The organism is Ekhidna sp. (genome assembly GCF_965221965.1).
GTDB lineage: Bacteria > Bacteroidota > Bacteroidia > Cytophagales > Cyclobacteriaceae > Ekhidna.
The window spans coordinates 2,469,523-2,495,247 of the sequence record NZ_OZ244926.1; the positions used below are offsets into that span (position 1 = coordinate 2,469,523).

17 protein-coding genes are annotated in these 25,725 nt (G+C 40.9%); 6 read left to right on the forward strand and 11 right to left on the reverse strand.

Going from position 1 to position 25,725, the window contains the following annotated elements:
* The 3 genes from ACOQON_RS11720 to ACOQON_RS11730 form a co-directional block, all read right to left on the reverse strand.
* The gene (locus ACOQON_RS11720) at positions 1 to 9,624 is read right to left on the reverse strand and encodes a T9SS type A sorting domain-containing protein (RefSeq protein ID WP_420575602.1); all 9,624 of its coding nucleotides are present in this window, start codon (positions 9,622 to 9,624) and stop codon (positions 1 to 3) included.
* A 123-nt stretch (positions 9,625 to 9,747) separates the two neighbouring features.
* Complete coding sequence (locus tag ACOQON_RS11725) at positions 9,748 to 10,161, reverse strand: hypothetical protein (protein ID WP_420575603.1); 414 nt, start codon at positions 10,159 to 10,161, stop codon at positions 9,748 to 9,750.
* On the reverse strand, positions 10,151 to 11,950 hold the full coding sequence (locus ACOQON_RS11730; RefSeq protein ID WP_420575604.1) for a hypothetical protein: 1,800 nt from the start codon (positions 11,948 to 11,950) through the stop codon (positions 10,151 to 10,153). Before ACOQON_RS11730 ends, ACOQON_RS11725 begins: the two co-directional genes overlap by 11 nt.
* Positions 11,951 to 12,086: 136 nt before the next feature.
* On the opposite strand from ACOQON_RS11730, the gene ACOQON_RS11735 reads away from it, so the two are divergent.
* A complete protein-coding gene (locus ACOQON_RS11735) occupies positions 12,087 to 12,662 on the forward strand; it encodes a TlpA family protein disulfide reductase (RefSeq protein WP_420575605.1) in 576 nt (191 codons plus the stop codon).
* Here ACOQON_RS11735 and ACOQON_RS11740 read toward each other — a convergent pair.
* The gene (locus tag ACOQON_RS11740; protein WP_420575606.1) at positions 12,645 to 13,655 is read right to left on the reverse strand and encodes an agmatinase family protein; all 1,011 of its coding nucleotides are present in this window, start codon (positions 13,653 to 13,655) and stop codon (positions 12,645 to 12,647) included. The two genes, ACOQON_RS11735 and ACOQON_RS11740, sit on opposite strands and share 18 nt — an antisense overlap.
* The gene (locus tag ACOQON_RS11745; RefSeq protein ID WP_420575607.1) at positions 13,656 to 14,144 is read right to left on the reverse strand and encodes a SixA phosphatase family protein; all 489 of its coding nucleotides are present in this window, start codon (positions 14,142 to 14,144) and stop codon (positions 13,656 to 13,658) included.
* Between the two features lie 163 nt (positions 14,145 to 14,307).
* On the opposite strand from ACOQON_RS11745, the gene topA reads away from it, so the two are divergent.
* The 3 genes from topA to ACOQON_RS11760 are packed head-to-tail and all read left to right on the forward strand — an operon-like array spanning position 14,308 to position 17,749.
* Complete coding sequence (gene topA / locus ACOQON_RS11750; protein ID WP_420575608.1) at positions 14,308 to 16,635, forward strand: type I DNA topoisomerase; 2,328 nt, start codon at positions 14,308 to 14,310, stop codon at positions 16,633 to 16,635.
* Positions 16,636 to 16,683: 48 nt separating this feature from the next.
* Positions 16,684 to 17,160: an RNA polymerase sigma factor gene (locus tag ACOQON_RS11755; protein WP_420575609.1), complete on the forward strand. Its 477-nt coding sequence runs from the start codon at positions 16,684 to 16,686 to the stop codon at positions 17,158 to 17,160.
* On the forward strand, positions 17,153 to 17,749 hold the full coding sequence (locus tag ACOQON_RS11760; protein WP_420575610.1) for a hypothetical protein: 597 nt from the start codon (positions 17,153 to 17,155) through the stop codon (positions 17,747 to 17,749). Before ACOQON_RS11755 ends, ACOQON_RS11760 begins: the two co-directional genes overlap by 8 nt.
* A 53-nt stretch (positions 17,750 to 17,802) precedes the next feature.
* Here ACOQON_RS11760 and dnaN read toward each other — a convergent pair whose 3' ends face one another.
* The 6 genes from dnaN to gldA all read right to left on the reverse strand — a co-directional run bounded on the left by dnaN (position 17,803) and on the right by gldA (position 23,682).
* Positions 17,803 to 18,927, reverse strand: coding sequence for a DNA polymerase III subunit beta (dnaN, locus tag ACOQON_RS11765; RefSeq protein ID WP_420575611.1), 1,125 nt, complete (start codon positions 18,925 to 18,927; stop codon positions 17,803 to 17,805).
* A gap of 90 nt (positions 18,928 to 19,017) precedes the next feature.
* Positions 19,018 to 19,911, reverse strand: a complete 894-nt coding sequence (locus ACOQON_RS11770; protein ID WP_420575612.1) for a hypothetical protein — start codon at positions 19,909 to 19,911, stop codon at positions 19,018 to 19,020.
* Positions 19,908 to 21,581 carry a gliding motility-associated ABC transporter substrate-binding protein GldG gene (gene gldG / locus ACOQON_RS11775; protein WP_420575613.1) on the reverse strand — a complete coding sequence of 558 codons (1,674 nt, stop codon included), beginning with the start codon at positions 21,579 to 21,581 and terminating at the stop codon, positions 19,908 to 19,910. Before gldG ends, ACOQON_RS11770 begins: the two co-directional genes overlap by 4 nt.
* Complete coding sequence (gene gldF, locus ACOQON_RS11780; RefSeq protein ID WP_420575614.1) at positions 21,578 to 22,306, reverse strand: gliding motility-associated ABC transporter permease subunit GldF; 729 nt, start codon at positions 22,304 to 22,306, stop codon at positions 21,578 to 21,580. Before gldF ends, gldG begins: the two co-directional genes overlap by 4 nt.
* Before the next feature lie 114 nt (positions 22,307 to 22,420).
* Positions 22,421 to 22,786, reverse strand: a complete 366-nt coding sequence (locus ACOQON_RS11785) for an endonuclease domain-containing protein (protein ID WP_420575615.1) — start codon at positions 22,784 to 22,786, stop codon at positions 22,421 to 22,423.
* Complete coding sequence (gene gldA / locus ACOQON_RS11790) at positions 22,783 to 23,682, reverse strand: gliding motility-associated ABC transporter ATP-binding subunit GldA (protein WP_420575616.1); 900 nt, start codon at positions 23,680 to 23,682, stop codon at positions 22,783 to 22,785. The genes ACOQON_RS11785 and gldA overlap by 4 nt, the downstream gene beginning before the upstream one ends.
* A 126-nt stretch (positions 23,683 to 23,808) precedes the next feature.
* Here gldA and ACOQON_RS11795 point away from each other — a divergent pair, with 126 nt between their 5' ends.
* Together ACOQON_RS11795 and ACOQON_RS11800 are read left to right on the forward strand one after the other, a co-directional pair.
* Positions 23,809 to 24,333, forward strand: coding sequence for an NADPH-dependent FMN reductase (locus tag ACOQON_RS11795; RefSeq protein WP_420575617.1), 525 nt, complete (start codon positions 23,809 to 23,811; stop codon positions 24,331 to 24,333).
* Between the two features lie 115 nt (positions 24,334 to 24,448).
* Positions 24,449 to 25,714, forward strand: a complete 1,266-nt coding sequence (locus ACOQON_RS11800) for a sensor histidine kinase (protein WP_420575618.1) — start codon at positions 24,449 to 24,451, stop codon at positions 25,712 to 25,714.
* Positions 25,715 to 25,725: the final 11 nt, after the last annotated feature.

Consider the following 25,725-nt stretch of genomic DNA (forward strand, 5'->3'; position numbering starts at 1 on the left):
CTACCTGATAATAATCTTGTGCTTTTGAGTTTCTTTCCCTTGCTGCACAACCATAAAATAGATTCCAGGGATCATTCTTCGTGATGGTGCCAGCTTTTCATCTAGCATCAAAGTTCCTTTAAATTCCTCCTCAATAAATAGTTGTCCGGATAAATTCATCACTCTCACACTTATGCTGGACTTATTATCCCCACTCAAAACCCTAAGATTTAGATTACTCGGATCAGTTGGATTTGGATAGGTTGAAACCTCCATTCCATTAACAATCCGGCCTGCACTATTTTCAAGCTGAATGATTTCATGAAACTCGACAGAACCATCAAAATCCACTTGCTTCAATCGGTAGTAATTCAAACCTACCTCCGGAGAAGGATGAATGAAATTATATGTAATCACCTCATTCGAATTGCCATTACCCTGAACCGTACCTACCGTTTTAAAATCATCACCATTCGTAGAATGTTGAACTTCAAAGTAATCATTATTCACTTCGGTGGCTGTTTGCCAGGTAAGTTTGGTTTTGCTGTCTTCAATTTTTCCACTAAACATCAGCAACTCCACGGGGAGTGGAACCGGTTCATTGAATCCTAGTGTCACAAAGTTTGTACTGAAAGAAAGATCTGTATCTGAAACAACAGAACCATTACTTGCTGTCATACCACTGTAATTAGCATTGGCATTTCCATAGCTTTCCCAGGTTCCGTCAACCGCATCCCATACCATTACTCTTAGGTACTGCCATGAATTAGCATCTGCTCCAACATTGGAATCACTATCCCAATACGGTCTAACATCTGCAGTCGCTGGAGAGGAAACTTCAACCTCAAAGAGATCTTCTCTGTAAAGAGTCGAGTTGACTGAGTTGGATTCTCCACCCCACGTGGAAAAGTCATAGGTTGCATTTTCACCAGTCATAATTGTATTAGATCCCGGGTCTGCATCGTGATACCTGACCGTCCAGTCTTTCGTGCCTACATAGCCTTGGGTATTGCTTACTTCAAAAGGCAAATAAACCGTCCCATCTCCTACCGGGAAGAATTGTCGATCAGTAGAGGTTTCCAATCTTCTCACCAGCGGTCCATCAACAAATGTGGTATTACTAAAATTACCTGTGACACTTCCAGTACTAAGAATAATTAAGGAATTATTGTCATCAGTAAATATTTTACCATTTGTCATGATAAGGTCTTCAATATCCACATTATCATCAGACCCATTCAATACAGTTAGACCAGCTGCATTATCCACCTCGAGTGACATGATTGCTTCCAGACCAGTAAAATCACCATCGATTTGTTGAATGGAACTACCCTCCATTACAATTCTTGCATCACTAAAATCCCCATCAAATGTGGCTGTAGCAGCTTTAATAATATTGCCTCGGACATTTAAGGTAGTATTATCACCCATTGTTAGTGTTCCATCATTTAAAATTTCCAGATTTTCGCAAATGTTTAAAGTCGTGCCATTGGTAATCACCTTTTCCCCATCACCAGATAAGATCAATCTTCTTAGTCTTGAAAACGGAAGTGTCAGATCAACACTATTTCCAGTTATCACCTCCATTTCAAATCCTCCTCCTGTCGTACATCCGGCATCAGCTTCAAATGAAGCATAATCTCCTGCGGGCAAGGCATTCGTGTTAATTAACTTGAGTGTTCCATCTCCTTCAACCGTTCCAAGGTTTACTCCTGCTCCTGAAACAGTAAGCGTCGCACCTGTCTCGATGGTCACTTTTCTAAAGCGCCAAATTGCGCTTGTAAGATTCAACGTAAAGTCACCTGCAACTCTTAAATCGGGAGACTCACCTAATGAAGGTGGAACACCACCGACAAATGAACCACCTTGATCCACATCACCTGATGAAGACGTAGACAGAGTAACGTACTCAGGCACTACATCTGGAATTGCACCACCACAAAGTGGCGTATTGGATTCGGACTCAACATAAATTCCAGCGGTATATGTTCCGGCTATATCAGTACTGGTGAAGCCGGTATAATCGCCACCACCAATCAGCCTAAACTCTATCACATTATTCGTTTCATCAAACTGATCAGCTCCATACCCCTTATCCCATGACGAACTTGCATTCAGCAATCTGGCTGGCGCGTAGTTTGTAAGATCAAGTGATTCCGTGTTATCAAAAGCTTCCAACTCATCTACGTGGTAAAGAAAAATCGACCCATCAAAATCTTCAATGTTTTCTGATCTGATTGACCAGTAAAACTGTAAAATATTATCTACGTCCACATAGTCTTGAGTAAAGCTATCGCACACTTCATCTGCATCATCCGGAATTCCTCCGGCGATATCCTCGATTGGTTTAATCGTGATTTGATTGTCATCACCAATAGAACCAGTTAAGTCTGTAATATTTACTTCAGCAGGTGTGTAATAATTTAACCCAACAGGATATAAATAAGTACCGCTGAAATCATCTGTAAAGATTTTCCTTACTCCATTATCAGTAATACTGGCATTAACTGATATCATGCTATTCACATTGAAATCAACTCTTGCTTGGCCCCCTACTCCGTTCTCAAATACAGCATCTTCATCCATGATCAAAAGATTGCCTCCTATATTGAAAACTCCGGAACTAAGGACAACTTTATTATTGACTTCAAATATTCTTCCATCTCCTGGTATCTCAAGGCCATTTGAATTATCCAATGTAAGTACTCCAAACTCAGCTGTTCCTGTTGAAGTATCGAGATTTTGTAAGTCTGAGCCATTGAACACTATCCCTGGACCTGTAGGGTCGCTTACATGAATAGCATCATGTTGCATATCTCCTTTGACATTCACAGCAGAGGTTCCTGTGCTAACTGTACCATCTAAAATGGTCAAATCATTGTCGATTGTAAGATCCTTACCTACTGTTAGAACATCAGTTCCATCTTTCTCCAGGTTAAAGAAGTTTGTAGTTCCAGTACCCGAAATTGCTTGTGGGCTTACAGTTGGAAAAGAAGTTGTTTGTTGATTGATGTCCGTTCCTCCGCTTGAATATGTTCCATCATTCGCAAAGTCTCCATTGATGGTGAGGTCAAATCCATTGGCATCAAATGTCCCTCCGGCTTGAATGGTAAGATCTCCCAGTCCCAATTGAACATTATAGATTTTAGCTGCTAGGTTATTGTTTCCTGTTACCAAAACATTACCGAGCGGAACATTAGCATCTATGCCAATATCATCCTGATTGGCAGGGGTGTCAGCACTTCCAATCGTAATTATGGAGCCTGATACATCTATATCACCACCATTTGGTTTGATAATCAAGGAACCAACGGTAGCGGATCCATTTTCTCTAACCACGGTAAACTCTCCCCCAGTGTGGGTAAATTCACTTCCGGATCCCAACAGCTCAAAAACTCCTCGTGTATTTTCCGGAGCTGCAGTAATACCAAACTGAGCAATACCTCCGGTCTGTGAATAATTCAAAAGACCTGTCATGCTTGTGAGTGCTCTTCGAACTTGTGAACCGACCAATAGTGACCCAGCCGTTACCTCAATAACTGCTTCGTCGGATGAACCATATTGAATAAAGTTGTTTCCATTGTCTCCAGAGTCATCACTCATATCTAAGGTACCTCCTGAAATTCTAAGTAGTCCATCTAAAATGATCCCGGTATCATCACCACCCAATCGAACAATTCCATTGGCAATTTCGAGCCCGCCCGATCCAGAAGAGGCATCAGAATTTAAGGTATTCGGGAGTAAGAAGTTGCCCCTTGTCTCGTCTGTTAAGGTCACATCTATTGCTGCATTATCCAATACCAAAAGCCCATTTACAATTTCAATGGGTTGCTGACTAATTGTAGCAGGTAGAGGGATCGTAAATTCAGTATTAATCGTGAACTTGGTGGTGGTATCAACCTTGTTTAATTGTATACTGTATAAGTCAGGAACTGATCCCGCATTGGTATTCCCTCTTGTAAATGCAGAAGATGAAGTTCCTTCAAAGACCAGATTCACACGATCCGTATTCTCATAAAAATCGAATCCACTATTATCAACCACACTGCTATCTGCGAGATTTCCATGAATGATCAGTGTATGATTTACATCATTTGAACCGCTATTTGCAATATAGGCTCTTGCTTCACCAAAATTCAATATCAGGTCTCCACCAACTTCTATGGTTCTTGAAGGAATCACACCGGACGTTGAACCAGGGAATATTAATTCAGGTCGTTCATTTACTGTGCCTATGTCAGTTCCTGGGAATACCTCATACGAAGCTGTAACTAAAAAATCTCCATTTACAATGATATCTCCATCATTCGGATTACCTATATCATCATTCAATTCAAGATTTGCGTCTCCAGCAACAATTAGATCACCTTCTACTTCAATATCAGCTCCTATGACAGTCGTCCTATCGTTGTTTCCAAAGCCATCTGAGGTAACGATTAGGTTAGGAAATCTACTCGGGATATTCTGATATGTAAAAGTTGGGTCAAAATTTTCTAACAAATAAAAAGATTCGCTCTCATCTATGTAATCGCCTAAATCAACACTGGATAGATCAGGATCTGTATTATTTCGATCGGTAATTACTCCTACTCCTTTTATTTGTGAAAGTGCAATTGTAGGAATACCTCCATCGCTATTGAGCGTTAATTCAGGAAGGAATGCATACCCTCCTCTTCCGGCTTGTGTGATTGTCGCATTGATAACGAATCTAAACTCAGCTGCACTGGCCGTTATTCCTCGCTCAATTCTGATACTATGTGGCGTACCATTATCAGGATTAACTCCCAGCAAAGCAATATCACCGGGTCCTGGGTAGTCGACACCTTCTGTATTTCCTGCAATTTGATCCACACCCGAATCATATTCATCTGTTACCCCAGGGCTTCCAACAGGGTCAGCTGCAATTTCAACTTCGCTATTCCAGGATGCACCCTCATCCCAATCTGCATTTGATCCACTTTCTCTTGAATAGAAGATCGTAGGCGCCCCATCAAATCGAGTGCTTTCCCCCGCGGTATAGTTTGCATTCTCCAACGGAAAACCTGCACCCGGCCATGGGGTGGTCCAATTATTATCAACATTCCCTTGATTGTAGACACCATCACCTGTCCCTGTATCGATTTCATCATTTGCATCATCACCAACCGCATCCGTATTCACTCCATTGAACATGATAATGTTTGCTGGATCAGTACCCACGATATTTCCGTTATTTCCTGCAGCACCACCATCTTTAACCGCCTGGTCAGTTCCATCATCATATCTTAAATAATTACCAGCGTCTTCAACCTTTCCAGGAACATAAAGTGTTTCATCTCCGGCATCTACATCAGCGTCATCATACTGAAATATCCATGATACATCCGGAACCCCTCCATCAAAGCCCTCCATACTTACATTCCAGTAATAGGATAATATATCACCACCAGCCAGATCGGTAGTTTGAAGTTCACTATCAGCAATTCTAACAGTCACATATTCATCTCCGTCATAAGTCACACTGGCATCATCAACCACATGCATAACTGCAGGAGTATATCTTTCAACTGCATTCGCATCTGTTCCAATCGGAAACCACAGTCTATCAGGCGTATTGTAAACCTGGCCATCTACGTAATAGCTCGCGCGATCTACTATGTTGTATTCTTCTGTATAATTCGCATCGGGAAATGATGGTGTACTGCTTTCGTACAGGGTTAGTGATCTTGGAAGTTTAATGGAAAGGCCACCATCAGATACATTGCCCGCCATTCGAATATAATCAGCCGTAGAGTAAACTCCCTGGCCTCCTACCTCTGGTATAAAACCACTAGACGACAAGTCAAGAAACTCGAATACATCCACTTTTAAATTGTGGGTTCCAATGTCAATGATTCCTGCTGCATATTGAAGCCGACCTACTTCTAAGTCGCTTGTGAGTGTTATTTCAAAGCCTGCGTTGTTAATTTCAAGGTTCCCAAAAGTGGCTCCATCGGTTGAGGAAATCGTCACATTGTTGCTCGCCCGGATGTTTACGGTTCCTTCTTTTCTCGTAACTCCATCTTCATAAACAAAGCAATTTCCCTGATTTGTGATGGTACCCAATAAGTACATACCATAAGCTACCGGATCGCCCACGGTACCAAATTCAGTTCCATCCCCTTCTGTCAATTGCAATGTGCTTAAAGGATCTACCTGATTCAGTGTACCATTGAGGAGCTGGAATTCATTGGTTACTACAATCAGCCTTTGAGCATATCTACTTAAATTCTTACCACCATTGGACGTTTTATAAAGACTTGCGGTCCCACCTGGACTACCATCTCCTTTACTTGGTAATTTAGCTGCCAGATAAAGTATAGCGTCATCTTTATCTATGACCCAATTGTAGAACGGTAGCGTATATATACCATATGTCTCATCCCCGCTTCCAAATCCAGATGGCCATGGTCCAGCGCCAGGGTATTCGAATTCAACCAATGCATTCGTGTAGGTCGTTATATCCCCCACATAAAGCATGGAGTTCTCATCTCCATTCATTGTAACAGTAGCACTACCGTCATTATCACTCCCGTCCCATGCCCAGACATCCAGCACTCCGCTATCCTCGATCATCAAATCACCACCCACTTCCAGGTTCACACAGTTATTTAATGGACACAAATCCAAATATGCACCATAGGTGTTTGAACCCGAGGTTCTTGTGGTACTGGTTTCAATAGTAAGATCATTTAGAACTTTCAAATCCGGATCAGTAATTGTGCGATCATCTGCACCACCGGAACCACAAGTTGCAGTTTCCGAACTAATTCTCCCTCCAGTTCCTGGGTCTTCATTTATGATATTTAAATTCCAGAAAGGAGCCCTCGAAGCAATGATGGAATTACCGGTAGTACTAGAGTATGCATTCACTTGTCCGCCAGATACGTTAATGTTCGATGCATCAGAATTAATAAAGATCAAGCCTACACCAGTATCGTCTTTAACATTCAAGGTTCCTCCGGTCATTATGAAGGAGTTTCCCTCATAAGTAAGACAGAAACGCGCATACGTGCCATTTGGTGAGCCTGCGGCCAGACCCAGGATAGGGCTCTCCGCGGCAGAATAGTCCCAAACATTCACTGTTCCTCCTGTTTGTTGGAACCCTCCTTGCGCTATGGATCCTTGAATGGAAGTACGTATTTGTGAAGCCCATACCTCACCACCGGATACAATAATCTGACCTGCATCTCTGGTAGTAATACCACTTCCTGAAGGTACTTCTAAAATACCAGCAGCAACCTCAATTGTCCCATATGGAGTGATAGCTGCTCCTCCTGTTTTTGTAACCTCCCCGCCATTTACGATGAGTTTAGCTCCAGTCCCAATAGAGTAGTTGCCAGTAGTGTTCAATCTAATACTTACGTTGGTTCCGATACTGGCAGAACCAGTAATTAACGCAAAAGCATTGTCATTATCTGATGGATCATCCACATCACCATCCACATTATCATTAGCAAAACCTGTTAAGATGAAATTTCCAGGATCATCAGCCTGAATATCAGCAACAAAATCCGTTGACCCTTTATCAATTTCTATACGATAGAAATAAGTTAATCCATTACAATCTACTCGCTGACTCTGAGTGGTGGAAATCAAGTTGAGATCTACTACACCATTGGTCGATTCACTTCCATATGTAGGAGTGGTTCGGTCAGAGAATTGAGCGGTTCCTTCATTGAGGAAATCACCATACAGGTTGAATTCATGCCTCGTATTACTCGCAACAGCAGTGCTCACCCGTCCGTCTTGTGAGCCCCCATTGTTCTCGACAGAAAAATCTCCAATAACTGTGAAAGCACGGTTTGCGGTGGTTCCGTCCCCAAATTGGAGCGTACCAAACCTGACATTAAAATCTCCATTGATAGTCAAATTGGCGCCTAGTGCAACAATATCTGTAGCCGCATCAGTTAGTATTCTAACGTCCTTAAATGTCTCGCTTTGATCAAACTCCAACGCGTCTTCTACAATCAATAGCCCTCCGTTTGCAGGGTTGCCAAACCCATCTGAAGTGGTAGTAACTCCATCAGGGAAGTTGCTTACACCACCGTTTCCGCTCATTCTTATCGTGCCCTGGCCATTTATTATGCTAAAGTCATGACTTGACGAGGTAGTAAGGTTAAGTATTCCATCAATCGTAATACTTGATAAACTTAAATTATTGGTAGTGGATTGAATGGTAACTGTCTTTCCATTGCGAATAACCACCTCATCCTCATTTCCTGGGGTCTCATTCAATGGGTTGTTTGGGATAGGGGCCGAACCAGCATCCAATGTCCACGTATTTGGATTTGACCAGTTACCATTTTGTAATACGTACCACGTGCGACTGGTTATTTGATTTCCTCTTCCTAATGTGTAATACCCAGAGCGCAATCTACTGGCAGGAACTGATACGGCAACCTGATCACCATTTTCAAAAGCATAGCTGTTTGCAAAAACACGTGAAAATTCACCCGTGGAGGTAGATCGGTAAAGCAATACATAATCTGTAACGCTTCCAGTTCGTGTAAGACCTGCATCACCAAAATCGAATCTAAATGTCGTTTCCACGGAAGCAGCATCAATCACGCCACTTTGGCTAGCCTCAACAAAATAATCTTTTTGCCATCGATTAAATATGTCTACGTCTGCTGTATTAGCTGTAGAATTGTCTGCATGAGCTACTGCATTGTCATGAGCAAATAGCACGAATTCATCTGAATTATCAAGCCCACTAGTGGCCTCTATTTGTAACCCACTACTAAAGCCAGAGGTCCCATGGATCTCACTCCCATCTTCGGTTCCAATTCCCCGCATATCATCGTTGTATGTTGACGTGTAATTGGCGTAGTTTCCGAAGTAATCTGCTGAAATTGAAATACCATATTTATCAGCAAGGTAATTTTCTAATACAATTCGTTCACCACCATTTAGAGCGTCTCTGTAAACAATTATCTCAGCAATATCACCATCAAAATATCTTCCATCTCCATTGTTGAATTCTCCAATCAGGATATCTTCTGTTCGATCCGGGATTGATACATTTGAACCCGTACTCCCTTCAGAGTCTGTATTCACAAACATTTTAACAGATCCACCAGATAAGGATGCATCTACTGTCATTGTAGCGATATATGGATTTCCTGCTGAAGCTACATTTCCAGATCCTCCCACAGTAGTAGCTCCGGCATAGCCAAACATGTTGAACCCGGAGTTGTAGAACATTGTCCATGATCTACTTCCTCCACCTGAGTTCAGTCTTTTTGATATTAGAGCTCTTGTATCAGTTGAGCCAGTGTTAAAAACGACAATCACTGAAAATTCACTTGCTCCATCTAGAAGGTTGGTGGTAGCATCATCATCAGCTATAAGTAGCTGTTCACCAGCTGAACCAGCAAATCTTAGATATTGATTTCCACTAATAGTTACTATTGTTGGAACACTTCCACCAGCAACTTCTACAGCATCAAATCCATTTGCTGTTTTGTCAGACCATGTAAAATTATCTGAGAGGGGCCCTGATAGATCATTGGCTTCCAGCCAAATGATATTATTGCTACCAACTCCTGCCGGGTTATTTTGAGCAATTACAGAAATTAATAGACATAGATTTCCTATTAGAAATAGAGTTCCTTTCAATTTCATACTGATAGTTTGGTAAATACAGCATCAAATTACAAAGAGAATATCATCAATTGATAATCTTTTCGTTCAAAAAGGGCTATCTGTTGATAGAACGGCCAAAAGTAAGTAAAAGCTTTTTTGCGACTATTCTACGTATCTGTAATCTGAAGTGTTATTATAAACCTCAATCTGTAAAAGACTTGAAGTGATCCTCCGAATCATCCAATAATCACCATCAGAAAAATTCAATGAATCCGTAAATAAGTTGTTATCGGGAAAACCTGAAGCATTGGCCCTTCCAAGAAAGAGTGTATCATCAAAAGCGCAGGCACTTCCCGGGTTTATTTGGGATATGTCTACCGAGTCATTGACCAATTCAAAGTACAACTTTAATGAGTCCGTACAATTTGTTGAGCCGACCACCTGATCCCAGGTTTTAGCAGACCCACCGGTCAAAAGACGTTCAACCTGATAATCATATAGCCCTTCGGGAAGGTCCTCTTCTGAGCAAGCGATGAAAGAAAAAAATAAGACAATTACTAATAAACTATCGCGCATTCCCTGTTCTATCAATCACCACATATCCTAACTCATCAGAATCTAAAGGCAGCTGTTCTTCAGGGTAAAGAAGAATGGTCAATTCCTGAGTAAGGTCATCAAATTTAAAATCGACCGGCTTCTTCGAAATAGTCACTAAAGTCCCCCAGTTGAGCTGTCCTGCAGGCGTATAGCTAACCACTACAAAATTGTTTTCAGTGGCAGAAGTATTGTAAATGTAGAAGCTCTCAGAGCCTTCTATGGTTGGGATAGAATCACTAACATACTGCACAGCCTCACTTCCCGGTAGATCAAAGTCAAGCTTCCATTTCACCACTCTGTCAGGTCCAAAAGAGGCCACATATCCCTTTTTGCTATTCAAATCTGCGCCATAGGCTATTATCTCATCCGGTGTTTTTACAGGAATGCCCATCGTCATGAATCCACCCTCAGGAGCGTCCTGAATAAACAATGGGTATTTGACTTCATCATTTTCAGCACTCAGACCCCATCGGTTTTTTTCACCCCAGAACTCCACAGCCTCTCCTAACCAATCCACTTGTCTCCCGGCCCATATTTGCATGTCAGTTACATATTTGGAAGCCGTTACATACTTCTGAAAAAAGCTTTCAATGTAATCCTTGTATTTTTTCTTCGCCACTTCAAGATCATCGGTATTGATCGACTCAACTAATAGCTTCATCGCCTTAGCGTTGGCATATGCCAGATCATAAATTTGCAATTGCTTCCCAATCAATGATGAATCCATCAAAGCAGGATTCAATTGTAAATCCACATTTTTAATAATTCTAGCTTCATACATCTCAATCTTCAACAGTTTCTCAACAGTTGATTCCGGATCGTACTTATCAAACTGATTGGCTAGGTTCTCAGGGAAATCACCAATTTCTACGTCCTGACTATTTTTAGCTTTGGCTTTCTTATCACGAATTTCATCCGCATAGTTTTTTACCATCGTTTTAAAAAGCGCAACCCCACCCATGATTTCAGACTGTGACTCACGAGCCCATTCTTCAAAATTCCAAATTTCGATAACTCCAGAGCGAATATTGGAAGCATTCATACCATCCACACCATATTGATCGATACTTTTCAAAGTCGGCTCTTCACTATATTTATCTGATCCCAGTTTCGCAGCTAATTCCTGGACGCTCTTCGCATTCTCCACTCCTACTCTTCCATTTTCTTCAATACTTGCAAGCTTAGACTGTACCTCATCATCAGCACCAATCAACAGGCTACTATACAATTTATATTGTGAAACCAACGCTTGATAATCATCCATCGCTGCTTTTTGGTTGTTTTCCACCTTCACTACCCGGCGATGCATTTCTTTTACATCCGCAATCCGCGTGTTAATAGCTTCCACTTTTTTCTCGATATCCAGATGAACATCGGATACTTTAATCCCAAACTCACCGGTTCTCAGATCTCGTCGGAAAAAAGACTGATAGTACTCATCATTTTTTCTAAGTTCTTTATCATCAATAAGCGTTTTAGCTTTTTCCAGAGAAGCTACTGCAGAATCGCCAGATGCATAAAGCTTTGCTGAATCATCGACAACATCGTACTCCAGAAACCTCTTTTCCAGCCACAACCCCATTTGAAGGTGAGCATTCGCCTCATCATTGTTCTTTTCATCAGACAAGAAAATTTTTAATTGAGGGATTCCTTCTTCATAATTTTTTGCCTCAAGCAAAGGATACAGATTCTTGTATTTGATTTTCTGGGCTTGAGCGCCATAGGCGATGAGAAATAGAAGGATAATAGCTGTTGACTTGAGTTTCATACGCATGGTGAGATTTTTTGCAATTGCTAATTTATAAAAATACTAAGTGGTTTTATAAAAATAAGAAGACACACTTACCAGCTAAGAATGAATCATTTGCAAGGTTGGGGTGTCTTAATAGCTTTAAACCCTAATTATGAAGCGAAAAATCAAGCGAGAACTTATAGAATGGATCGTTTTAATTGTTGTCTGCGGTGTGATTTACCTGGCTGGGTGGCATACAGCGATAATCGGTCGAATTCAGAAAGTAGTGCTATCTACAGGGATTATTCAGCCAAATGTTGTGAATGATGAGAAGTCTGCTTCTTACGACTTCTTGCTTGAAGATCTGAATGGAGAAAAAATACCCTTTGATGTTTTCAAGGGAGAAGTCGTTTTTATCAACTTTTGGGCTACCTGGTGCCCTCCATGTATCGCTGAAATGCCTGACATTAACAAGCTCTACAATGACAAAAAGGACAAAGTTAGGTTTGCGATGATCTCTTTAGATCAGGATGAAACTAAGGCGAAAGACTACCTGGCTAAAAAGGATTTTCAGTTCCCGGTCTATTTCCTCAGATCCCCCTTACCAAGAAGTTATAATACACATGCGATACCAACTACCTATGTACTGGATAAGGACGGTATAATAAAAGTTGAAAATCATGGGATGGCTAAATACAACACTGAAAATTTCAAACAGCTACTGAACGAACTATCTAAAAGCAAGTAAGCCATTTGAAACACCGGTAAGTGTAGCGATCCGATAAATTATCCGTGCCGCAACGTTTGCATCCCACGAATCATTCCCGGCTTCACACACGTCAAAACCCACAATTTTTCTACCCGACCTAACCACCTGTTCCATCAAATAAACAGATTGATTAAACTGTAGCCCTCCGGGAACGGGCGTTCCGGTATTCGGACAGAGGGATGGGTCCAAACCATCCATATCAAAACTGATGTAGACGTTTTGAGGTAAGGTTTTAATGATTTCTTCAACTTGCTCCTTCCATGAAACTCCAGCTACCTGTCTGTTATGAATTACTTCATCATAGAAGACATGCACAGGTTTTTTTGACTCTGAAAGGTACGATTCCTCCTCCTCGCAAAAATCTCTAATACCCACCTGGGTTAGTGAATTTACACCATCTTCTTTCAATGCATTATACATGATACTTGCATGAGAATAAGTAAAGCCTTCATAAGCCTCTCTTAAATCCATGTGCGCATCAATTTGAAGAATTCCAAAATTTTTCTTTTTGGATAAGGCACGAATCAATCCAAGTGGTGATGAATGATCTCCTCCCACAACTGCAACTAGCTTTCCTAAGCTATGAAATGAAGATGCCGTTTCTTCTACTTTTAAAAGTGTGCTTTCACAATATTCATTGACGTAGGCTAGCTGGTCCTCTTCGGGATCCTTACCCGCCTCCAATGCTTTGATAATGTTAATGGCTCTTCCACGCTGAATTTCATTTTGACTAGCTACCACGAGCCGGTCATATATAGCCACCTTAAGCTGCCAGGGATCCCGGATAGAAACCAGAGAAAGGTCCAACTGTGAAGATTCATCCAGAATGAGATCTGGAGCTTTGGCTGTACCCTGGCCATACGATACAGTGACGTCCAGATGAACCGGTATTAAAATCAGGTCAGATTCTTCGAGATTGTATGGTAATCCGAAAATACTCCCTTTTTTACCTACAGCGCTTGGATTATACATTTAATGATTCGGATGGTAATAACCCTCAAAAGTACCTGTGCCCTGCGAAACTTCTGACCATTTTAGCTTAGGAATTTTTATCGTAACCACTCCTGCTGGTTCCATATTTCCAATGACCGATCCGGAAAGGTATTCCCCGAAAAATGTAATGGTTGGGTTGTGACCAATTATTGCCACTTCCTTATGGTCTTCCGAAACTGTATTCAACACCTCCAGCATTTCACGAACAGAGGCATTGTAGATTACCTCTTCATAGGATACCACCTGCTCACTGATTTCCAACTCCTCAACAAGGTTAATTGCCGTTTCTGTGGTTCGTACTGAAGAGCTACAAAGAATAATATCTGGATTAAAGTTTTGATTGATCAGATGGCGGCCCAATGCACGAACTGTGCTTTGACCATTAAGTGTTAAATGTCTTTCAAAATCCTGCTTACCATTAGGGTCCTCCGCATAGGAATGCCGAATCAGGTAGATTTTTTTACTCATCTGTTAGGTTGGTTTACCCTAAATATAATTGATTGAACCCGGTCTCCATAAACCAAAGAAATTAAGTTTTTTCATTTTTCCTTTGAACAGGATTTAAATAGTCGTGTTATGTTTACGCGCAAATTGAGTTCCGCTCAACACTTTTGATCCAAAAAAATCATTCATGGGAAAAAATCTTGTAATCGTAGAGTCGCCGGCAAAAGCCAAAACAATTGAGGGGTATTTAGGAAAAGATTTTGAGGTGAAATCATCGTATGGTCATGTACGTGATTTACCCAAAGATGATTCTGCTATTGATATAGCGAACGATTTTAAGCCCACCTACGAAATATCTAAAGACAAAAAAGATGTAGTAAAGGAACTCAAGAAACTGGCAAAAGAAGCAGAAACCATTTACCTCGCATCGGATGATGACCGTGAGGGAGAAGCCATTTCCTGGCACCTATCTGAGGCCCTGGATTTAGATAATGCCAAAACACGAAGAATTGTTTTTAGAGAAATCACCAAAAACGCCATTCAAAACGCCATCAAAAATCCACGCGGTATAGACATTGACTTGGTAAATGCTCAGCAAGCCAGAAGAATCCTTGATCGACTGGTTGGATTTGAGTTGTCTCCTATTCTTTGGAAGAAGATTAAAGGCGGTCTTTCTGCAGGAAGAGTACAGTCTGTTGCCGTACGTTTAGTGGTAGAAAGAGAGCGTGAGATCGCCAATTTCAAACCAGAATCTTCTTTTAGGATTACTGCTGAATTTAATCTTGAGGGTGGAAAAGTTTTAAAAGCAGAGCTACCAAAAAAGTTTGATTCTGAACAAGAAGCCATGAGCTTCTTACAAAAATGTAACGGTGCTAATTTCTCAATAGAAAACCTGGAAACCAAGCCAGCTAAAAAATCACCTGCCCCCCCTTTCACCACTTCCACATTGCAGCAGGAGGCCAGCAGGAAATTGGGCTATTCGGTAGCACGAACCATGTCTGTTGCCCAAAAACTATATGAGGCGGGAAAAATATCCTACATGAGAACAGACTCATTAAACTTATCAGATGAAGCTCTCAATGGTGCTGCTTCTGCCATCAATGCTAACTATGGCGAGAGTTATGCCCATCGTCGAGTCTTTAAAACGAAGAAAGCGGGAGCTCAGGAGGCTCATGAGGCTATCAGGCCAACAAATTTTGGGGTTCAGGTTACCGGCAAGGATGACGCAGAAAAAAGACTTTATGAACTCATCTGGAAGCGAGCTATAGCATCTCAAATGTCAGAGGCTAAATTGGAAAAGACCACTGCAACGATCGGTATTTCTACAACAGATGAAAAACTGGTTGCCAAAGGCGAAGTAGTAAAATTTGATGGCTTTCTAAAAGTTTATATTGAGTCGACAGATGATGAAAACGGTGAAGAGGAAAACACCAAAATACTTCCTCCTTTATCAGTTGGGCAAGCATTGGATCTGAAAGAAATTCTCGCCAAACAAGGATTCACCCGTCACCCACCTCGATACACAGAAGCGAGTCTGGTAAAGAAATTAGAAGAAATGGGAATTGGTCGTCCTTCTACCTATGCGCCAACCATTTCAACTGTCCAGAAAAGAAATTATGTTGAGAAAGATTCTCGTGAAGGTCATGAAAGGATTTCAGTTGAATGCAGGCTAAAAGACGGAGAGATCAAGCGTGAAGAAGCGACAGAGATCACAGGAGCAGAAAAGAACAAACTATTTCCTACCAACACTGCGATGGTGGTCAATGACTTCCTTGTGGATCACTTTCCGAATGTGATCGATTACAGCTTTACTGCAGATGTAGAGCAACAGTTTGATGATATTGCGCAGGGTAAAACCATTTGGAATAAAATGATCGACAATTTCTACGGCGGATTCCACTCCACAGTAGAAAAATCCAAGAATCTGGATCGATCTGAGGTTAACCAGGTAAGGGAGCTTGGTGAGCATCCGGAAACGGGTGAAAAAATCTATGCACGTCATGGAAAATATGGTGCATATGTCCAAAAAGGTGAATTGGTCGAAGGAGAGGAAAAACCACAGTATGCAAGCCTGAAGCATGGTCAATTCATGGATACCATTACGTTAGAAGAGGCACTTGAACTGTTTAAACTACCCCGCGAAGTTGGAACCTTCGAGGATAAACCAATGGTTGCTGCTGTAGGACGATATGGTCCATATATTCGTCACGATGGAAAGTTTGTTTCCTTGAAAAAGGATCAGGATCCATTGTCCATTACCGCAGAAGAGGCCATCGAACTCATCCATGAGAAGCGTGAAGCTGATGCCAACAAGTACATCAAAACCTTTGATGAAGATGATCAGGTATTTGTATTGAATGGCAGATATGGACCCTACATCAAGTTTGGGAAAAAGAACGTCAAGATTCCAAAGGATAAAAAGCCTGAAGAGCTTACCTACGAGGAATGTAAAGAATTGGCTGAAAAAGCACCTGAAAAGAAAGGGCGAGGAAAAAGGACTGCCAAGAAAAAATAATTGCTGATTGAAATAAATCGGCAACTTTAGCTACTAACACCTCTAAGCGTGTCGGAAGATTTCTTCAAATCGTACGTAGAAGAGCACATGTCCATCATCATGCACTTGTGCAGGGCTTATGCACGTGATGAAGAATCACTGAAAGACCTTGTGCAAGAGGTGACATTACAACTGTGGCGATCTCACAAATCATTTGAAGGAAAATCTCAGCTTTCAACCTGGGTGTATCGTGTGACATTAAATGTATGTTTATCTCATTCTAAACGGTTGAAGCGTAAAGTAGAGACCGTTCCGATAGAATGGAAAGTTGATGCCCCTGAAGAAACTGATCCTGAAAAAGAACAAATAGAAAAACTGTATCAGGGGATAAGAAAGCTGAAGGAGTCTGAGAGAGCCATTATTCTCCTCTATCTGGAAGATAAAAGCTATAAGGAGATGAGCGAAATTCTTGGTATCACGGTGAGTAACGTAGGCGTGAAGGTGAATAGACTTAAAGAAAAATTAAAGATGATAATCAATGGCTGAAGAGTTTGACATACGATCAGTCTGGAAAAAAGGCAAGGAAAAAGAAGACCCATCTTCTCTTCACATCACCACGCTAGAGAAAAAAGGAACGAAAACCACTCTCTACTGGATCAAAACCATACTATGGATCGAGTTTTGGCTCAGTATTATTGTACTTCCTCCAATGGTTCTATTCTCATTTAAGCAAGGGGATTCGTATTGGCTTATCGGAGCATATGTGCTGTTGACCCTTATTTATCTTGTTTATTATCAGTTTCTAATAAGGCAGATTAAGCGTTTTAACTACGATAAAAATGTTTTAGAAAGCCTGAAGAAAGTGTACGGATACCTCCGGTTTTTTCTTCTACACTACAAAGTTATTTTCTGGATTTCCTTAATTACGGGGTTTATCTATGGATTAATGGACCCAGCCAATGCGGAAGGACTGGCTAAAATAGAAACCGTAAGACAATTGGCCATTACAATTATTGTTTGGATTATACTGGTAGCACTTGTAGGTAGCTTATTTCACTTGATACTTTTTCTGATCTATGGAAAGAAAGTAAGCCGCTTACGAAAAATGGTAAAAGAGCTTGAATCAGAGCAATAAAAAAAGCGATACTATACGCATCGCTTCTATATCAAACTCTTAATTGAACTACCTTATACCTGGTTATTCAACATCACAGGCATCACCAGCATAAGGATATCTTCCTCCTCATCTTTCTCATTTGGAGTAATGATACCTGCTTTATTGGGAGCGCTAAGCCTTAATGTAATATCATCAGAATCAATATTTGCCAACATTTCAACCAGGAATTTGGCGTTGAATCCAATTTCCAAATCTTCGCCATCATGTTCACATGAAAGTCTTTCGTTGGCTTCATTCGAAAAGTCCAAATCCTCTGCAGAAATCATCAGCTCACTTCCAGTGATCTTAAGTCGTACCTGATGCGTGGTTTTGTTTGCGTAAATCGCAATACGTTTAAGTGAGCTAAGCAACTCGTCTTTCTTCACCACTACGGTGTTATTATTATCCAATGGAATCACATTCTCATAATCGGGAAACCGTTCATCGATCAGGCGACAAATCATCTTCACCCGATTGAAGTTGAAAAATGCGTTTGAAGCATTAAACTCAACATTCACATTGGTCAACTCCTGAGGAAGTGTCGCTTTCAGTAGTGTAAGTGCCTTCCGAGGGATGATCATACTATGCCCCATATCAGCAGCTACATCCACTCTTCTATACCGAATCAATCTATGACTATCAGTCGCTACAAAGGTGGTATTGGTTTCATCGAGCTTTACAAATACCCCGGTCATTGCTGGTCTAAGCTCATCATTGGAAGTGGCAAAAATGGTATTATTGATTGCTCTACCCAACACTTCTGAAGACATGTTCACAGAGTAACCATCAGATACAGTTGGAATCTTAGGGAAGTCCGTAGCATTTTCACCTGCTAGCTTATATCTACCGTTATCAGAGTTGATTTCGATGCTGTAAGTGTTGCTGTCAATCGAGAAGGTTACCGGTTGCTCTGGCAAGTTTCTTAAGGTCTCCAATAAGATTTTTGCGGGAATCGCAATGCTGCCATCCTCTTTTGCCTCCACTTGCAATTCAGTGATCATACTTGTTTGCAAATCCGAAGCTGTAACTGTTAAATTTCCATCACTAATTTCAAATAGGAAGTTCTCCAAAATGGGTACAACAGGATTTGTTGTAATCACACCATTGATGGCTGAAAGCTGCTTTAAAAGATAGGATGATGATACAATAAATTTCATAATGTAAAGCTTAGTGATTCAGGCTACCCGCCTATTTTTTTCGGGACGCTAATTTAAGCACAAAATATGAGATATACAGTTGAATTATGATCAGTTAGCTCGATCCGGATTGGATAAGATTTGTTGCACTCTTCTTGCATCAATAACCATCCTATTGCCATTCTCATCAACCGCCAAATGATATGGCTGATTCTTCAGCCCTGGATAAATATTGAGTGTTTTTGGATCTTCATATTTGATGTCATCTATGAGCAGGATGGCCATTGGTTCAGTACTGGCAAGACTGTCCAATTCAGGGAACCTTCCACTTGAAATCATCTCATTTGCCTGGAACTGCTGGAACTGATTAATGTAGTTTATAACACCTGAACTATCTGTTGGTGTTTCTCCATTTACCAGAAAAAAAGAATCATCGAAGACAATATTAAAATCTTCTCCGGTTTTATTGCTTACCTCCACACGTTGGATGGACCTCCAACTACCATCCACAACCAACCGGTCTCTCCACTGATCCGGGTGAAGGGTAAATATATCTGCCACGTTATCCCGATATCCAGGCACGGCCACTTCTTTGGCTATATCATCCGATATGAAGTAAGTCTTGGTTCTGTTTGGGTTGGTAGCAAGCTGAAAGCGATATCGAGAGTTAAAGTCAAATTCTACTTCTGCACTTCCCAGTATTTCCTTATCCCAGTCATTGATGGTTCTACCTACTTCTACACGCTCCAGGATTGAGATCAACGTGTTGACAAATCCTTCATCTGCTTTGAATTGATCATTGAGTATCCACTCCTGATCTGCTCGCTCAATTTTTGTAGTGTCTCCGTCCAGTACAAACAAAAACCGGCTTACTTCTTCCAAGTCTTCGGAAGCAAAATATGTTTCGGCCGCTGGTGTATTATTCCCACTGCCTGAAAAAAACAACCAAAGGTTTGCTGCTAACAGCAACATTATTGCAATGAGGTATTTTATTGATTTATTCACGTACTAGCAAATTTCTTCTTCCTTAAATACCATTTCACTCCACCAATGATCAAAATCAAAACAACAGGTGCAACCAGATTAATAAGCTGCCATTTTGAACGCTCCTGTTGCACTTTCACTCGATCCAATGGTCGGATCTTTACCTCGCGGGACCTGGTTGCTATCAAACCAGAGTCATCCACCATGTAATCTAAAATGTTCAGGATAAATTCCTTGTTCGCGTAGGTGGTTTTGGTGAAAGGCTCCACCCCCAGCCCCAGTGGTTCGCCTGTTTCCGGATCCAGATCATTACGAATGATGTCTCCGTCTCCAATGACTATCACTTTTCCGGGTTCACCCTTCTCAATAAATGACTGCTTATCAAAACCTCTTGGAATCAGGCGATTAGCATACAGCGAGGTGAATTTTCCTTCCAATAAATATCCTACCGTTTTTGGCCCATCCGTAAACTTCTCAGGCCTAAGTTCATCTCTCAAATCATTAAAAGCAACTCGGACAGGTGGTCCAAGTAGTTTGGTGTATTGGGTGGTATTAATCAATGGTGTTTTCGTAATACCCACAGCTTTTACGGTATCAATTTCTGATACAAATCGGCCCAGAATCGCATCCAAATTGCGGACCGATGGATGCTTGCTGAAATTGGTTAAAACCGGAAAGAAAGGCCATGGGATCATTTGAATCTGAGGTTGATTGCCCATATTGCCTGCAACCACCGGAAACTGACCACTATTTACATCCAATACAAAATTCTGATTGACACGGACCCCATACCTGAACAGCTGATCAGTGAGGTTCGTCTCGTATGGGATGGCTACAGTTCCTTCACCGGAAGCACTATCCATGTTCACACTTAAAGCGTCAATAAAGTAAATCAAATTACCTCCTCGCATCAGGTATTGATCTACCAGGTATTTCTCTTGCTCAGTAAAGGGCCTGGTGGGTTTTCCTATAACCACTGCATCATAGCCACTCAGTTCCTGACGTCCTTCCAATGAGACATTAAAAAGATCAAACTTGGATAAGACTGTACTCCTGAAGCCAGCCAGATCCAAGGAGTCTGGAGAGCCATGCCCGATGATATATCCAATTCTTTTCGTGCCTCCATCGACCAGCTGATTTACGGCAGATGCTAATTCATATTCCAACCCTTCAATGCTTTGATTGAGGATGGGCCCTGCAGCGCTATTCCCCTTCAGTAGGTTGACAGGAACTTCATTGATCCCTTTTGAAACGAGCGCGCCCGGGAAAATGAGCTTTTCCATCTTATCACCATCCGCATTTTTATAGTTAAGATTAGTTGCTTGAACACCTTTATCTATCAACGATTGATAGAACTGATTTCGGGCTTGCAAATTGGTCGCCTGAGCAGGGTCGGTGAATTTATATTGAATGCGGTTATCACTCTCCAGGGCAAATTGATCCAGCATTTCTGCAATAGCATTTTGAAAGCGCTCAAAATTGGATGGCAAATCCCCCGCCAAGTAGACTTCAAAATAGACGTCCTCATCAAGAGATTGTAAGAGGGATTTGGTTGCATCTGAAATGGTGTAGCGTTTCTCCTCGGTCAGATCAAACTGTACCCGGTACCGTTCTGCCAGCTGGTTTACCAGCCAAACGGACAGAATTACCACAAGGGTCTGAAGTATGACTATTTTACTTTCCTCCCTCATCCTTTTTGTACGTTTAATACAATTCGTGTGATATATAGAAAAAGCACGATCATTGATAGAAAGTATACCACATCACTTAAGTCAATTAATCCTTTACTCAAGGTCTCATAATGAGATAAGATTCCAACCTGAGCAATTATGAAAGATGTTTCAGACCAAATATTAATGGAGGCAATGGAATCAAACCCTGCATAAAAGGCAAAGCATAAAAAAGCTGCCAGAATAAAGGAAACGATTTGATTACCCGTTAATGCGGATGAAAGAATACCGATAGAAGTGAAGATGCCTCCAAGTAGAATCAATCCGATATATGATCCTGTAATACCTGCTGTATCAAGGTTTCCGACCGGATTACCTAAATAGGAAAGAGAAAAGTAATAGATCAGCGTGGGGAGAATGGAGAAAACAACCAGAAGGAAGCCTGCAAAGAACTTTCCGACCACTATTTCAATATCCCGAAATGGCAAAGTGTATAATAGTTCGATGGTTCCACTTCTTTTCTCCTCTGCAAATGCTTTCATTGTAATAGCAGGGATCAAAAACATAAATACATAAGGAGCAAGCGAAAATAAGGTCTCCATGCTGGCATATCCATAGTCCAATACATTGGTATCCGGAAAGACCCACATGAGCAATCCAATTCCTATTAAGAAAATCCCTATCACCACATAGGCGATGAGTGAATCAAGGAATTCGTTTATTTCTTTTTTTAGGATCGTGATCATGAACATTTACTTGTTAATGACACCCCTATAATCCCCTCAAGGGGATAATCTCTTCGATCTAAAATCCACTTTTCGATCGAACGAATTCCTCCCTTGAGGGAGGTTAGGAGGGTGTCAAAGTTTCTCTCCATGAATCTTTCTATATATCTCATTTAACACCCATTTGATATTGTTCTTAACATCAAGATCATCGAAGACTAAAACCTCAACTCCTTCAGCTCGTAATTTTCCAATTCTCTGATGATCATACGACACTTTCCATTCATGTGAATTACCATTTATTTCAATTGCTAATTTCAACTCATGGCAGTAAAAATCAACAATGTAGTTAAGAAACGGTACTTGCCGATGAAATTGAACGTTGAATTGTCTTTTCCTAAGTTCTTGCCACAGCAATACCTCTGACAGTGTGCTGTTCTTTCTCAGCTCCCTTGCTTTTGCTTTCAAATCTTTTCGATATGGTATAATTTCATTTCTCACTTTCCTCGTGTCAACTCCTGAAAAATTCCTTCCAATGATTGCTCTTCCTTTGAGATATTGATGAGTGGCATGGCATGCTCACCCGCCACCTTCATGATCATCTTCCGTGGATCTTCCTGAGCGGAAATACTATAAATATGCCGTTCAAGATTAGAAACTTTAAGTCCCTCTTTCTCGAAAAGCGTGCTAGCTACCTCCTCTTCAAACTCCACCTTATAGGTGATCACATCTGCCGTCACGGACTTAAGGTTTTTCACTTCATCATCAGCCACAATTTGTCCTTTATTGATGATCACCACCTTATCACATAAAGCTTCTACCTCCTGCATGATGTGGGTGGAAAGTATGACGGTTTTATCTCTACTTGCCTCTTTAATCACTTTTCTAATCTCCACTAATTGGTTTGGATCTAAACCACTAGTGGGCTCATCCAGAATCAAAACCTGTGGATCATGAATCAATGCCTGTGCAAGCCCGACACGCTGACGATAGCCTTTTGATAGAGCCCCGATTTTCTTGTGCTGCTCTCGCCCAAGCCCGCACATTTCAATCATTTCTTCTATCCGCGATTTTTTATTTTTCAACCCATAGGATGCGGCAATAAAACCAAGGTACTCCTTCACGTACATTTCCAGATACAACGGATTGTTTTCCGGTAAATAACCTGTCAGCTTCTTCACCTGCAAGGGCTCTTTTGAAACATCAACGCCATCTACCTGAACAGACCCATCAGTCAAACCAATGTAGCCGGTAGCAATTTTCATGGTGGTAGACTTTCCAGCACCATTCGGCCCGAGAAATCCCGTTATTTTACCTTTTTCAGCCTCAAATGAAATATTATCCAAGGCCTTTTGTGTACCGTAAACTTTGGTTAGATGATTAACAGTGATAGACATTTGAACTAAAAGCCGTTCTTCTGGTTTACAGGTTTGTGTTTTCTTTGCAATCTCGTGAGAAACGCAATTATCGGGCAAATATTTCTATATGTGTTCACATCTACAATTTTGATTTAAAAATCCTGTATGATTACTATCATTAGCGGCACCAATCGAAAAAACTCCATCTCCAAACAGGTGGCGATCCAATATCAGGAAATCCTGAATGAGCAGGGGGTTGAATCTACTATTATCGATTTGGAAAAACTACCCGCTGATTTTATTGCTTCTGCATTGTATGAAAACCAGGGCACAAATGTAGATTTCAATCCTGTACGTGAACACATGAAAACGGCGCAAAAATTTGTCTTTATTGTTCCTGAATACAATGGATCCTTCCCAGGTGTTCTCAAGACCTTTCTTGATGCGCTGGAATTCCCGGGAACTTTGAAAGGAAAGAAATGTGCAATAGTAGGACTTTCATCCGGCATTCAAGGCGGTGTAATGGCCATGAGCCACCTAACTGATATCTTTAATTACCTGGGCATGCATGTACTCGCTTTAAAGCCAAAGCTGATACGTATCAATGGAAAAATGGAGAAAGGGAAGATTGCAGATGATTCATATATGAAGCGACTCAGAGATCAGGCACAGGCTATCATCGACTTTTAATGATCTAGTTCAAACTCCTATTTCTATTTTACATTAGTTTATTGTAAAATAACAGGATAAAATAGGGTTTTAATGAGATTTGTTTATTAGATTAGATAGCTTCAACAGCTATGACATGTTAAAAGGTACTCCACTGAAGACCACCATCATTATTATGATGGTTTTTTGCATAATCATTATGCTTTCCGGATTAACGCTCACAACGTTTTACCCAAATAATACCACATGTGTAGGCGGAATTTGCTCTACTAATACAGAGGTTGCTCTCACTCCAATCAATCAAGCAAAAACATTTTTTTCAGAGCTTTTCAGTGTAAGTGAATGGCCTAAAAGGTGGTTTTGTGGATCATGGGCAGGCTTTCATGGTTGGTCCTATATTCTTGCAGATCTCATTACTTTTATATCTTATTTTGGAATCCCCATTTTTTTAGGATTGTTTCTTAAAAGGCATAAAAAAGAAAAATTGCCTTACAGAAACCTACTCTGGCTTTTCTCCTTTTTCATTTTCTTTTGTGGACTCACCCATCTTTTTGATGCCATTACCTTCTGGTATCCCATGTACAGGCTTTTGGGGTTAATCAAGGTCATGACTGCCAGTGTATCTTTTGTAACACTCATCGTCCTTACCTATGAATCCAAAGAACTAGTCAATCTTAAGAGTCCAAAACAAATGCAAGAGATAATTGACCATCAAACAACAGAGCTTCGAGCTGTTAACGAACAGCTTAAAATAGAAATTAATCACAGAAATGAATATGAAGAACAACTGAGAGATACAATTCATCAGAATGAGCTGCTATTTAAAGAGTTGAATCACCGGGTAAAGAACAACCTACAGATGGTAGCTGGTATGGTACGTGTGAATGCAATGGTAAAGGGCATGCCTCCCTCGGAAATTGCAGACAGAGTTGAAACACGCATCAAAAATATGAGCCTGGTGCATGAACTATTACTCAAGGGGAAATCCGTAGAAAATGTAGTCCTTCATGCCTATTTAGGTGAACTCGTTGAAACATCTATGAAGGTGATGAATAATCCGAATATCAAAATAGAAACACAGATTGAAAGGCCACTTATTGTTAATACTGAGGTGGCCATCAACCTGGGATTGATTACATCAGAGGCAATCACAAATTCACTAAAATACGCATTTGGGGATAATGAAAGTGGGCTTATAAAAATCAAGGCAAAACGTCTAAATGGCATTATTGAACTTGAAGTTTCTGATAATGGTGAGGGATTTGATCCAAAAAAAGAGAAAAGGGCTGGTAGTTTAGGTAGCTCTCTAATGGAAAGTTTTACGAAAAATCTTCAAGGTGGCAAACTTTCCATTTCCTCTGATACTTCCGGTACCAAAGTAAAGGTTACTTTTTCCGGGTAGCTCATTCAAAA

Bases quoted from the DNA above. Each gene is read 5' to 3' on its own strand.
- ACOQON_RS11720 (WP_420575602.1), bottom strand. From the start codon at position 9,624: ATGAAATTGAAAGGAACTCTATTTCTAATAGGAAATCTATGTCTATTA.
- ACOQON_RS11725 (WP_420575603.1), bottom strand. From the start codon at position 10,161: ATGCGCGATAGTTTATTAGTAATTGTCTTATTTTTTTCTTTCATCGCT.
- ACOQON_RS11730 (WP_420575604.1), bottom strand. From the start codon at position 11,950: ATGAAACTCAAGTCAACAGCTATTATCCTTCTATTTCTCATCGCCTAT.
- ACOQON_RS11735 (WP_420575605.1), top strand. From the start codon at position 12,087: ATGAAGCGAAAAATCAAGCGAGAACTTATAGAATGGATCGTTTTAATT.
- ACOQON_RS11740 (WP_420575606.1), bottom strand. From the start codon at position 13,655: ATGTATAATCCAAGCGCTGTAGGTAAAAAAGGGAGTATTTTCGGATTA.
- ACOQON_RS11745 (WP_420575607.1), bottom strand. From the start codon at position 14,144: ATGAGTAAAAAAATCTACCTGATTCGGCATTCCTATGCGGAGGACCCT.
- topA (WP_420575608.1), top strand. From the start codon at position 14,308: ATGGGAAAAAATCTTGTAATCGTAGAGTCGCCGGCAAAAGCCAAAACA.
- ACOQON_RS11760 (WP_420575610.1), top strand. From the start codon at position 17,153: ATGGCTGAAGAGTTTGACATACGATCAGTCTGGAAAAAAGGCAAGGAA.
- dnaN (WP_420575611.1), bottom strand. From the start codon at position 18,927: ATGAAATTTATTGTATCATCATCCTATCTTTTAAAGCAGCTTTCAGCC.
- gldG (WP_420575613.1), bottom strand. From the start codon at position 21,581: ATGAGGGAGGAAAGTAAAATAGTCATACTTCAGACCCTTGTGGTAATT.
- gldF (WP_420575614.1), bottom strand. From the start codon at position 22,306: ATGATCACGATCCTAAAAAAAGAAATAAACGAATTCCTTGATTCACTC.
- gldA (WP_420575616.1), bottom strand. From the start codon at position 23,682: ATGTCTATCACTGTTAATCATCTAACCAAAGTTTACGGTACACAAAAG.
- ACOQON_RS11795 (WP_420575617.1), top strand. From the start codon at position 23,809: ATGATTACTATCATTAGCGGCACCAATCGAAAAAACTCCATCTCCAAA.
- ACOQON_RS11800 (WP_420575618.1), top strand. From the start codon at position 24,449: ATGTTAAAAGGTACTCCACTGAAGACCACCATCATTATTATGATGGTT.